General features: G+C 36.9%; 13 protein-coding genes. All 13 read right to left on the bottom strand.

Annotated elements, in window-relative coordinates:
* Positions 1-33: 33 nt before the first annotated feature.
* Complete coding sequence (locus tag A33S_RS0102425; protein ID WP_009383778.1) at positions 34-357, bottom strand: YpoC family protein; 324 nt, start codon at positions 355-357, stop codon at positions 34-36.
* On the bottom strand, positions 357-1,019 hold the full coding sequence (gene nth / locus A33S_RS0102420; protein WP_017176511.1) for an endonuclease III: 663 nt from the start codon (positions 1,017-1,019) through the stop codon (positions 357-359). Before nth ends, A33S_RS0102425 begins: the two co-directional genes overlap by 1 nt.
* A complete protein-coding gene (locus A33S_RS0102415; protein ID WP_009383776.1) occupies positions 1,009-1,695 on the bottom strand; it encodes a DnaD domain-containing protein in 687 nt (228 codons plus the stop codon). The genes nth and A33S_RS0102415 overlap by 11 nt, the downstream gene beginning before the upstream one ends.
* 108 nt (positions 1,696-1,803) lie before the next feature.
* Complete coding sequence (gene asnS, locus A33S_RS0102410; protein ID WP_009383775.1) at positions 1,804-3,096, bottom strand: asparagine--tRNA ligase; 1,293 nt, start codon at positions 3,094-3,096, stop codon at positions 1,804-1,806.
* Between the two features lie 64 nt (positions 3,097-3,160).
* A complete protein-coding gene (locus A33S_RS0102405) occupies positions 3,161-5,863 on the bottom strand; it encodes a helicase C-terminal domain-containing protein (RefSeq protein WP_009383774.1) in 2,703 nt (900 codons plus the stop codon).
* Positions 5,864-5,878: 15 nt separating this feature from the next.
* A complete protein-coding gene (locus tag A33S_RS0102400; protein WP_009383773.1) occupies positions 5,879-6,853 on the bottom strand; it encodes a biotin--[acetyl-CoA-carboxylase] ligase in 975 nt (324 codons plus the stop codon).
* Complete coding sequence (locus A33S_RS0102395) at positions 6,840-8,039, bottom strand: CCA tRNA nucleotidyltransferase (RefSeq protein WP_193765452.1); 1,200 nt, start codon at positions 8,037-8,039, stop codon at positions 6,840-6,842. Before A33S_RS0102395 ends, A33S_RS0102400 begins: the two co-directional genes overlap by 14 nt.
* Positions 8,020-9,159: an N-acetyl-alpha-D-glucosaminyl L-malate synthase BshA gene (bshA, locus tag A33S_RS0102390; RefSeq protein ID WP_009383771.1), complete on the bottom strand. Its 1,140-nt coding sequence runs from the start codon at positions 9,157-9,159 to the stop codon at positions 8,020-8,022. The genes A33S_RS0102395 and bshA overlap by 20 nt, the downstream gene beginning before the upstream one ends.
* 15 nt (positions 9,160-9,174) lie before the next feature.
* A complete protein-coding gene (locus tag A33S_RS0102385; RefSeq protein WP_009383770.1) occupies positions 9,175-9,504 on the bottom strand; it encodes a nucleotide pyrophosphohydrolase in 330 nt (109 codons plus the stop codon).
* A 256-nt stretch (positions 9,505-9,760) separates the two neighbouring features.
* Positions 9,761-10,450 carry a zinc metallopeptidase gene (locus A33S_RS0102380; protein WP_009383769.1) on the bottom strand — a complete coding sequence of 230 codons (690 nt, stop codon included), beginning with the start codon at positions 10,448-10,450 and terminating at the stop codon, positions 9,761-9,763.
* A 36-nt stretch (positions 10,451-10,486) separates the two neighbouring features.
* Positions 10,487-11,089, bottom strand: coding sequence for a DUF1405 domain-containing protein (locus A33S_RS0102375; RefSeq protein WP_009383768.1), 603 nt, complete (start codon positions 11,087-11,089; stop codon positions 10,487-10,489).
* 13 nt (positions 11,090-11,102) lie between these two features.
* Entirely contained in the window at positions 11,103-11,648 is a 546-nt protein-coding gene (locus tag A33S_RS0102370) for a YpiB family protein (RefSeq protein ID WP_009383767.1), read from the bottom strand.
* Between the two features lie 8 nt (positions 11,649-11,656).
* Positions 11,657-12,901, bottom strand: coding sequence for a tetratricopeptide repeat protein (locus A33S_RS0102365; RefSeq protein WP_009383766.1), 1,245 nt, complete (start codon positions 12,899-12,901; stop codon positions 11,657-11,659).

Below are 12,901 nucleotides of genomic sequence, written 5' to 3'. Positions count from 1 at the left end.
CTGGTCTTTTTCATATACGCTTATTCTTCTCTATCACTGACGCTTTTTACGAATTTGATACGACGCATTCATCTTAATCAATTCCTGTTTCATCGTCTTCATTTGTTGATAACCCATAAAGTGATGCTTACGCAATTCGATATATGATAATCGTTCTTCAAAGTTCATTGGCACTACAGGCAACGCATCTATACGCGCCGCATCATAATCCTCAATTTCATTAATATCCTTAAAGTACGCCATTAATAAGTCGAAGTATTGATCGAGTAATGCTTTACCTGATTCAGTCTTCAATTGACGCAACTTACTCATTTCATCTAATTCACTTTCTAATTGACTAAACTTTTCCTTAAACATTAAGATGACTCCCTTAAACTTGCACGATAACGCTTTTGCCCTTCTCTACAATCTTGTAGCAATGGACACTCACTACATTTCGGTTTTTTAGCTAGGCAATGATACCTACCGAAGAAGATAAGCTGATGATGACTCTTCGTCCATTGTTCGCGCGGTATATTCGATGTAAGTTTACGTTCCACTTCACGCACATTATCTTTATAGCGACAAATACCTAAACGCTTTGAAACACGTTCTACATGCGTATCTACCGCTAAAGAAGGTTCTCCAAATGCGACACTCATCACAACATTTGCTGTCTTACGACCAACACCTGCTAAGCTTTCTAACTCAGCATGGGTTTCAGGAACTTTACCGTCGAACTTTTCAAGAAGTGACGCACACAACTTTCGAATATTCTTAGACTTGTTACGATAGAGGCCAATTGAACGAATGTCATCCTGCAATTCCTCAAGTTCAACCGCTAAATAATCCTCGGGTGTCTTGTACTTTTCAAAGAGCGACGCCGTTACCTTGTTCACAAGTTTGTCCGTACACTGAGCTGATAAGAGTACAGCAATCGTTAATTCGAACGGATTCTCATGCCTCAATTCACATTCAGCATCCGGAAACATGTCATCGATGACATCTAACATTTCTAACGCTTTTTTCTTACTTATCATACGGATTCTCCCCATTCAGCCAATCAAATTTCGGTATTTTCTTAACTTTATGCTGCATTTCAGGTTGATTAAACGCACGACTCACCTGCTTCGATTGCTCAATCGTCTCAACATTATTCTTCTTCCAGTTCAGCAGTATCCGATCAATATACTTCATACTCAGCTTTTGGTTAGATTCAGCTTCATTCAAAGCTTGTAGAATCAATTCATTACCATGTTGATCGACATCAATCCATTGATTCAACGTTTCAATTTCTATAGGAGATAGCGGTCTTGAAAACGATTGTTCGAATTGTTGGAAGAGTGTTTTAAAGTCGATCTCTTTCTTCTTATGGTGATCTTCAGAAATATCCTTCTTCATGATTTCCGATAGCTTCTCGTAAAAGCCCTCTAAGTTCATGTACTCAGAGAATTTACCTTCATCATCTTTATGAACACTCAGATCAAGAAGATCACGTTGGATGAGCTTTTGAATAATAGCGGTGATTTCACGCTCTTCAAGCGTCGTACCTTGTTGAAGCGTAAGTATAGACGGCTGTTTATTCGTCACGTCGTAAGCATATATCAATTTGAGTAATATCACGAAGTCTTGTTCGTTGATGCCTAGCTCGTTGTAATGATTTAAAAGCATATGATGTATCACGAGCGGACGTTCTTTTAAAAATTTAGTATGCATAAGCTCACCTCAATATTCATTAGGATTAGGTACGTGCGCCCTATATAATAAGCCAGGGAAACGTACTAAGTCCCTGGCTCTTTAACACTATTTTTATGTCGACATTGATTATGGATATAAACGGTTTAATAAGCGTGGGAATGGTGATGTTTCACGAACGTGTTCAACGCCTGAAATCCAAGCAACTGTGCGTTCTAAACCTAAACCAAAGCCACTGTGTGGTACGCTTCCGTATTTACGTAAATCTAAATAATAGTTATAGCTTTCTTTATCTAAACCGTGTTCATCGATACGTTGATCAAGTAATTCAGCATCATTAATACGTTCTGAACCACCAATGATTTCACCATAACCTTCAGGTGCTATTAAGTCAGCACATAGTACTGTGTCTTCGTTCTCAGGGTTTGGTTGCATGTAGAATGGCTTAATCTTAGTTGGGTAGTTCACGATGAATACTGGTAAGTCATAATGGTTAGCGATAGCCGTTTCGTGTGGTGCACCGAAATCTTCGCCCCATTCGATATCGTCAAAGCCTTCTTCTTTTAAGAATTCAATCGCATCATCATACGTAATGCGTGGGAATGGTGCTTTGATTTTCTCAAGTTTTGAAGTGTCACGATCTAAAATATTAAGTTCAATTTTACAATTCTTAAGTACAGATTGAACAACGTGCGCAACGTATTCTTCTTGTACTTTTAAGCTTTCATCATGGTTCGTAAACGCCATTTCAGGTTCGATCATCCAGAACTCAATTAAGTGACGTCTTGTTTTAGACTTTTCAGCACGGAACGTTGGCCCGAATGAGAATACTTTACCGAATGCCATTGCTGCAGCTTCAAGGTATAGCTGACCACTTTGTGAAAGGTATGCATCTTCATCAAAGTATTTAGTATGGAATAATTCACTTGTACCTTCTGGCGCACTTGCTGTTAAAATTGGTGGGTCAATTTTAGTGAATCCATTTTCATTAAAGAATTCGTATGTTGCACGAATGATTTCATTACGGATTGTCATAACCGCATGTTGTCTCTTAGAACGTAACCATAAGTGTCTGTGGTCCATTAAGAACTCAGTACCATGGTTTTTAGGTGTGATCGGATAATCACTTGCTTCGTGAATAATTTCAATTGATTTCACTTGCATTTCATAACCTAGATCAGAACGGTTATCTTCTGTAATCGTACCTGTGATGTACATTGAAGATTCTTGCGTGATGTCTTTCGCAGTTTGGAATACGTCCTCTGAAACTTCAGATTTCACTACAACACCTTGCATGAAACCTGTACCATCACGTAATTGTAAGAATGCAATTTTACCGCTTGAACGTTTATTTGTAAGCCAAGCACCAATTGTTACTTCTTGGTCGATATATTTTTTAGCTTCTCTAATTGTCGTTTTCATAACCAGTCTCCTATTTATAAAATACTCTTCTTTAGTTTAACAAAATCACTGCGTAACTTCTAGATTAAGAATTGTTTCTATCGTCTTGGATTAAATCTTTTAGGACTTTTCGGAAAATATTGATGTCTTTATTAATCACGTCGAATGATGCTGTCGTCGATTCGAAATATTGTTGATACTGACTATGTATCAAGCGATTATCAAACGACACGACGATGCCATTATCATCCTCATTTCGAATTAAGCGCCCTAGCCCCTGTCTAAAGCGCGTTACCGCATCAGGCAGCACATAATCTTTAAAGATGTGAATAAATTCGTCATGCATGAGCCAATATTTCGTATGTTTCTGATTCATAAATGGCAATTTCGCAATCATCACGCATTTAATGCCCTTGCTTTGGAAATCAAATCCTTCAAAGAACGTATTCGTGCCGAGCAGGATTGATTTATCAAATTTATTAAATTGATTTACGATTTTATTATTCTGACTTTGTTGTTGATGCAATATCACATAATCCGATAGTTCAGGCATTTCATTGAGATACTCATTGACCATGTACAACATTTTATAACTTGTGAAAAGCACTAAGCATTTATCCTGCGTCGTGTTCACATACTCTACGATATAGTTCACGATAGACATCACATACCCGTCGATATTTGAATAATCGTAACTTTCGATATCACTTGGTATGAAAAGTTTAGGTTCATGCTTTCGTTTCATCTTCGTATTAATAATGTATGCATTAAAGGTGTGCTCATTATGGAACCACTTTTTAAAATGCTCGAAAGATTCATTGAACGTGAGCGTACCTGAAATCAATGTTAAAGCGTTAAACTTATCGATGATGCGTTCGGATAAGATATCTTTAACTGAATGATCTTTAATCATAAGTTCAATCGTTGATTTCTGTTCTACATTTTTAATTGCGATAAACGACGTATGGTTGGCTTTGAGACTTTTTAAAACTTGTTTAAATTGATCGTTAATATAAAGCAATTGTTTACGCGTCGTTTTGATTGTTTTATGACTCATTCCGTTAAAGTATTCTAAAATGTGATTAATTTTATGAGTAATGAGTGTCAGTTTTTGAATTAATGGTGATGGATTAAATTCGAACGCATAATGAAACTTATTACTTTCATCATCATAAATATGTGATGTATGAATAATGTCTAACATATGATCGAATAAGTCTTCTGTTAATTCATGTAGTTCATTAATGTCAATTTTAAGTCCAAAGACATCAATTGGTGGAATATCAATACGTTCAAAGATACGCTTTTGTTCAAGCTCGTCTATCTTCTGAAGTAGTTTCTCATTTTCGTTTTTACCAATTAATCCGAGTTGATATTTGATGTCACTATAGGTCAGTTTCGATAAAACTTGATTAAGTGCATAGTCTGGTAAACGGTGCGCTTCATCAATGATACAGTCATCAAATAAGTGATAAATCGAATTCTCATTAGACTGATGAAGTAAGTGCGCGTGATTCGTTACACCAATTTGAATGTGCTTAGCGTTACGTTTAATGTAATTATAATAATGAATATCGCCAGGCACAGGCACGTAAGTCTCAACCTTTTGTTCGAAGTAGACTTTTTGTCCACCTTTAAGATTTAATTCGTGAATATCGCCTGTTTCGGTCTCGGTTATCCAAATTAGTAATTGGGCTTTTAATAAACTGACCTCGTAGTTATGCGTTTCATCTTTCAAAATTTGGCTGATTAAACCGAGTGAAATATAATCATTCTTACTCTTAATGAGCGCAGCATTGACGTTGATACCAAGTGCCTCGTTTAATAATGGTATATCTTTATGCAACAACTGATTTTGAAGTAGTTTCGTATTCGTCGATATCATTACATGACGATCAGTTTCATGATTATATAATAAGGCAGCTAATAAATAAGCAAGAGATTTACCGCTACCTAACTCAGCTTCGATTAAGGCCTTTTCATTATGTAAAAGTTGCTCAAAAATGGTTTCTGCTAAGTAAAGTTGTTCGCTTCGGTAATTAAGATTTAAACGTTCCACTACTAATGCATAAATATCTTTTAACGTATGAGGTAATTTAAATTTCGGTAGTTTTAAATCAACTTGCTTTTTGTAAATGAGTTGTTCGAACTGACCATAATCTTTTGAAATGTCAATCTCTTTAGAATGACGGATTAATTCAAAGAAATAATCTTTTAAATCATATTTAAGTGCTTTACTTAAATAATAAAGTTGTTTCTTAGAATCTAAAGGTAAGTTTTTGAATTTATCAAAGCTTTTCAACATGATTAAAGCGGTTGTCTTCGCATCTTCATCAGCTTGATGTGCATGATCTAACGGGATATCAAGCGCACTTGCAAGCTCACCTAACTGATAGCTTTTCGCAGTAGGGAACGCAATCTTAAAGAGTTCCATCGTATCAATGACCTTATACGGTTCAAATGACATATTACATGCTTCAAAAGAGGCCTTTAAAAACTTCAGGTCGAAATCCGCGTTATGCGCGACAAAGATACAACCTTGAAGTTGCTTTAAAATTTCCTCTTTAATTTCATGGAAATAAGGCGCGTTAGCTAAACTTTCGTTATCAATCGATGTCAGCGCTGAGATAAATGGCGGAATCGTGATATCCGTCTTAATTAAAGATTGATACGTACCTGTGATGACATCGCCTTTCACGAATGTTATACCTATTTGAATGATTTCATCGGTTTGTATTTGATTGCCCGTAGTCTCTAAATCTACAACGGCATAACACGGCTGAGCCATAATTGTTCTCCTCTCTTAAGATTCTATATCAGCACTCATTAAACGATGCATATCACCGTTTCCATCTTTAACGTGAAGGAACCCTTGATCATCGATTGAAACAGGTTCGCCTTTAAAACGCTTGCTGCCTTCAGTAAACGTAAGCGTACGGTCCCAGATATTAGAATGTTTCATATATTGATCCTTAATATCTTTAAATGGCGTACTTAAAAATTGTAGGTAGCGGTGTTCGATGTTCTTGAGTAACACGTCTAAGAAATCATATCGATCGATTAATACATCATTGTTGTGTTGACGAATGGACGTCGCTTTATCTTTAATAACTTCATCGAAATGGTCACCAAGTTGATTCATATTGATTCCAATGCCACAAATAACCGCTTCAATACCATCATGATTTGCGACCATCTCCGTTAAAAAGCCACACACCTTCTTATCACCAATATAAATGTCATTCGGCCATTTCACAAATACATCTGTTTCCACAAAGGATTGAATCGCATCACGAATTGCTAGCGACATAAATAAGTTGAATGTCGTAATCATTGAAAATTGCACATTTGGACGTAATACAAGAGACGTCCATAAACCGAGACCTCTTTCTGAAGCCCATGGTCGGTTAAAACGTCCCTTCCCTTTAACTTGTTCATCTGCGATAACCATAAATGTATCTTGATTTCCAACTAATGCTTGTTTAGCGAGTATTTGTGTTGAATCAACCGTTTCATGCGTTACGGCATAGTCGATGAGTGATGATTTTTGGATAAGTCGATCAACAAGCGTCTCATACCATTTATCTGGAAGATTTACCAAATGGTGTCCCTTGTTATGAATCGATTCAATTTCACATCCATCATTTTTCAAACGGTCAATAACCTTTTTAACTGAGGTTCTTGATATTTTAAGTTGCTCAGCAATAAATTGGCCTGAAACGAATTCAGGTTGGTGCTGATACAATACATTTAATACATCATTTTCATACTTCGACATGTTGTTTCACCCATTTCAATATTTCGTCTTTATCGTTTATTATGTCTCGTTTTAGAATGGCGTCTACTATTTGATTAAGTGTTGCTTTGATCCAAGGGCCACCTCTTTGATTCAAGTGTGTCATAAGATCATGCCCATTTACAGCTAAATCGTTAAACGATGTTATCGGTAACTGAGCGTAACGCGTTTCAACGACTTGCTTGTTAAAAATGAACGGCGAGACGTGTAAAACATCATTCTCTTTAAGTATATCAGTTTTTGAAATGATACTATAAATACATTGAATATCTATTTGAAATAGTAATTTGTCGATATCGAATTTACTTTGAATCGCGTTTATTTGAGCAATGGCTTTTTCATAAGTTTGAATCGTTTGAAGTTCTTGATTACTAATTTTAAGTGGCTTTAACTGAACTGACCCTTGTTGAAGCTTAAGTATAGCGAGTACAAAGTCCATTGATAGCGGTGTACTTAGCTTAAGTCTTTTCATATCAAAGGATTTAAACACTGGAATATCATTAAAGGCACCTAAATGGTTCATAGACTTAAGGGCCTTTTCAACGGCGACACCATGAAACAATTTCTTCAGTTCTACAACGATACGTTCAATGGATAAATACTTGATGTCATGAATTTGAGCGGCCATACCGCGAAATGTATGGGTCTCGATTTCAAAGTCAAGTTGAGACTGAAAGCGTACGCCGCGTAGAATACGTAGTGCATCTTCAGTAAAACGTTCTGCTGGCTCACCTACCGCACGAATCTGGCGTAAGCGCATGTCCTTCTTACCTTCAAAGTAATCGACAACTTGAAAGTCCTTATCCATCGCAAGCGCATTTATTGTGAAGTCACGACGCTTCAAATCCTCTTTCAGTTCTCGCACGAACGCTACATGATCTGGCCTACGATGGTCGACATAATCGCTTTCAGTACGGTACGTCGTCACCTCGTACTGATCGTCATCATATAACACATTAATCGTGCCGTGTTCTTTACCAATCGGAATTGTACGCTCAAATATCGTTTCGATTTCATCAGGCATCGCACTCGTCGTAATATCAACATCATTAATTGGGCGCTCGAGGATGAAATCTCGGACCGCACCACCAACAAAATATGCCTCATAGCCATGTTGTTCGATGGTATCAAGTATCGGTCTAGCGTCATTAAAGGCTTTCTTCATGATTGTCACCTAACATCTTCCTATAATAATATTCATACTCATCCGCGATCTTCCCTGAGTAGAAACGTTCCTCGATATCTTTCAACATTGTTTGTTTCATCGATTGATAACGCTCAGGATCATTTAAGATATCAAGCGCATATTCACTCGCTTTCTTACTATCGCCTACATCTACTAAGAAGCCTGTTTCGTTATGTTTGATGACTTCTTTAATACCGCCAGCGCGCGTACCAATCGGAAGCACGCCTGTCTTCATCGCTTCAAGCAATGATAAACCGAAGCTTTCTTTGTTACTGAGTAATAGCACTAAATCAGACATTTGGTAAAATTCGCTCACGTAGTCTTGTTTACCTAAGAATAAAATATCGTCAAAGCAACCCAGTTGTCTGGCATACGCTTTCATATCAATCAGTTCAGGTCCATCTCCAAGTAAAATTAACTTCGCTTTCATTTCTTTTCGAATATAATAGAACGTTTCAATAATCGTATCAATACGTTTAACACGTCTAAAGTTCGACACGTGAATGATGACCTTCTCATCATCTTCAATACCATACGTTTCCTTAAGCTTAGGATTGTAGCATGTTGGGAATTCGTTCTCCCTAACGAAATTATAAATAGGCGTAATCGTTTTATTCGGCTTAATGATATCCATCGTTTCGTCTTTTAAAGCATGACTTACACTCGTCACCATGTCACTACGTTCAATGCCGAATCGAATCGCGCCTTTTAACGCATGGTCATAACCAAGCACCGTTATATCCGTACCATGTAAAGTCGTCATAATCTTCACATCTCGACCTGCCATTTCGCGTGCTAGAATGCCACAAATTGCGTGAGGAATCGCATAGTGCATATGCAAGATGTCGAGGTCATATTCCTTAATGACATCCGCAATTTTAGTACTAAGCGTGATATCATACGGCGCATATTGAAATACCGCATATTGATTCACTTCAACTTGGTGAAATGTAATATTTGGGATAGGCTTACGCATTCTAAATGGAATATTAGACGTTATAAAATGGACATCATGTCCTTTTTCAGCCATTAAAATACCAAGTTCAGTCGCAATGATGCCAGATCCACCCATAGATGGATAACATGTAATACCAATCTTCATACAACGGCACCTCCTTTATGAGTCAGACTTTCGTTCAAAGCGATCTTTATCGCGCGTGTTGAATTTCGCCATTGTCTCATCGAAACTCTCAGTCATATCAATGTCTAAAGAATTCGCGAGACATAATAATACAAACAGATTGTCACCAAGTTCAGCTTTAATCGTGTTCTCAGCTTCACTCGCCTTCTTTTTCTTCTCTCCGTGCGTATGGTTAATTTCTCTTGCGAGTTCGCCAACTTCTTCTGTTAAGCGTGCAAGATTTGCGAGCGGCGAGAAGTAGCCCGTCTTAAATTGGCTTATGTATTGGTCAACTTCCTTCTGCATATCGTTCATAGATTTCGTCATAACGTCGTCCTCCCTTATCACATATAGTATTATAGAGTACGTCGAATTTCAATTTCGTGATACACACGGCAAATTTCGAGCACATTTGTTTAAGTAATTTAGGTCAAATACGTTCCTTTCATAGACGCTTGCCCTCTTTGAAAAGCCCTCTAAGCTACTGGAAGCTGAAATGCCTATTTTCTTTTTCGTAATACGCCTCTTGTATCCATAACTAAAAAAAACTGAGACATTTAAAATGTCCCAGTTTCGATATCTATTAATCTTGTGATTGCGTAAAATGAATTAAACGAACTAATTCGGCAACTGCTACTGCTGTAGAAGCAACGTAAGTCATTGCTGCAGCTTGTAACACTTTCTGCGCATGTTTATATTCTTTTTGATTAACTAAGTTTAAAGATTGAATTTGATTCATTGCACGTTTACTTGCATCAAACTCAACAGGTAATGTGATGATTGAGAATAATACAGATAAAGCCATTAGGAAAATACCAATCCATAAAGCTGTTGAACCGAATGCGAATTGCATCATCGTACATACAAAACCAATCATAATAAAGATGTAAGATAATGAGCCACCAAGGTTCGCAAGTGGTACGAGCGCTGTTCTAAATTTTAAGAAGAAATAACCTTGATGATGTTGAATCGCGTGTCCAACTTCGTGAGCAGCGATTGCAGCACCGGCAACACTTGGACGATTGAAGTTTGCTGGTGATAATACAAGTACTCGATTTCTAGGGTCATAATGGTCCGTTAAGAAGCCATGTCCCTGTTTAACCTCTACGTCATAGATCCCATTCGCATGTAAAATTTCTAAAGCAACATCTCGACCTGTTTTCCCACTAGTTGAACGCACTTGAGAGTATTTCTCATAGTTCTTTTTAACTTTATGTTGTGCGTACATTGGGAGAATCATTACGATAAACAGAAATAATAGGTATGATAACATTCACTTCACTCCTCATATTATATTTTAATTAGTACGTTAAGATTGGTCAAACATTTTATTTTCGGTTAAGGGCTTTTTCAAAGAGATGCATAAAAAGCTGATAACGGTTAACCAAAATGCGACATAGGCAATTATTGGTTCGAAAGGATCAAGTGATCCGTATTTCGGATACTGATGAAATACATAATCAATGACATCATTATGAAATACCCAAATAAGTGCTATGATAATACTTTTAATATCAAACTTAAATAATGGCATAAACAAGAATGCTTGTATTGCCATGATACCGTGTGACATGATAAGCATCACGCCCATGGGATAAATCGTTTGATCCACATAAAACATAAAGATATTCATAAATACAGCCCAAACACCGTACTTAATTAACGTCACAAATGCGAGTGTATCGATGATTGTGCTTTTCCGATTGAAAAGTAACAAAATTAACGAAATCGTTAGAAAAAGTGTAGCAGTCGGGCTATCTGGCACGAAGATATAAAAATACCAAGGTGTTTCAGCAAGCTGCGAGCCATACCAAATATAGCCATAAATGGTTCCTAGTAAGTTACATAAAATTATAAAATATAAGAAAAACTTATTTGTAATCAGCATGCGCCAATTTTGCATCAAATTCATAAACATGTATCCTTTATTTAAAATTTCGAAACTGTATCGAATTTAAGATATGACTATACTGTTTAAAGCGGTCTTCTTGCTTAAGTTGAAGACTTAGATCGATTGAAGCTTTTAATTCATGAATTAAATGTTCTTGATCGGGCTGTGACAAATGAATATCGTATAAGTCTTGTAAATACGCTTCATACGAAGGTGAAGCCAAGAGTTGATTGAATAGTAACGTATCATATCTATCATTACGCTTACCCTTTTCAAAATGAATCTTAAGGTCAAAGGGTTCATGTGTCGTTGCGATTAACTTAAATATCATGTTGTTTTTATAATAAGTTTCACCATCACGTGTTAACTTCACACCAATGTGATAAGCGTGATTAACACTTAATTCTAGCGTTTGATGCGAAGGTACAATAGTATCGACGAAGTGCATGCGTTCGAGCGTCTCTAAATCAGCTTTAATGTAGTTTAATATCCAGACACTAATGCGTGATTTAAATTCATAATGGAACAATAGATATTCTATGAAATTTTGTTTATCCCACGTAATAGACGTTGTTGACATACGATCACCTATTGTAATCTGTCTTCTTCTTCAAACCAAGTTTCGTTTGTCGCGTCAATTTCCTTAAGCTTTTGTAAGATTGGCTTTGCTTCTTCGATGTGACCGATTTCTATGAGATAGAAATAGTAATCGCTTAAGAATGGTGCTTGGTCATTGAGTGTTTGATAAGCAAGTTGATAGAAATGCATGGCTTCTTTATCACGTTCTTCTTCACCGTATGCATAGGCTAAATGCCACATAAATACAGGGTCCATGTCCTCTTCATCTACATACTTAATTAACCCAATTAATGCTTCGTGGTCATCTTGTTCTCGGTAAAATTCACTTAAGATAAGGACTGGTTCATGATAGCTTGGATCTACTTCTAAACTTTCAAGTAAATGATCGACACCATCATTTTGATCGCCGTGTTCGATTTCTAAGCTACCAGTCTGACACATTAACTCTTTATAGAATTGGTTAAGTTTAAGACCTTCATTACCAATTTCTATCGCGCTTGGATAGTCCTTTTCAAGCTCATAAAGTTGCTGTAAGTAGAAATAACCTTGAATAAAGTCTGGGTCCTTCGTCAATAGGTCTTTCATAATGCTGATGGCTTCTTTAGTACGCTCATTCTTCTCATATGAAATGGCCTTCTTAAAATAATCTTCAGACGTCATTTCAGAATCACTAATTTCATCGTAGTTTTGAATCGCGTCTGCATAGTTACCACTTTGAAGACTACAATCCGCGATACGTGAGAACAAGTTCACACCATTAATCATGTAGTCACCTGTCTCAAGAACAGTGTCGTACTCTGTAACAGCACGTAACCACTGGCCATCATAGTAGAAGAGTTCAGCTAACGCGAAATTGATAATCGGATCTTCTGGTTGAATCATTTTGGCTTGGTTGAGCTTTTCAATGGCGACCTCAAGCATATTCAGTTGTTGATATAAATCTGCTTCTAACATGAGCTTCTCAGGCGTATCTTCAACTTCAGTGAGATACTCTAAGGCTTCGTCTGTTTCACCTTCCGCAATTAATCCTTCTACAAAGTAAATTAAGAGTTCAGGTTCGTTCGGAAATTTATGGTAAAGGAATCGAAACACTTCTAAACCTTGTGGTATTAAGCCATATTGGTAGAGTGTTTCACCAAGTATGAATAACGCACCTTCATCTTGTTCTTCAGTGAGCGCATTTTCAACGCGTGAATCGATGCCCTTTAAATTTTGAAGGTTGATATCATCTATAATCTTATGGATGTCCTCCAT

This window comes from Staphylococcus massiliensis CCUG 55927 (assembly GCF_000298075.1).
Taxonomy (GTDB): domain Bacteria; phylum Bacillota; class Bacilli; order Staphylococcales; family Staphylococcaceae; genus Staphylococcus; species Staphylococcus massiliensis.
This window is presented reverse-complemented; position numbering and strand designations above follow the sequence as displayed.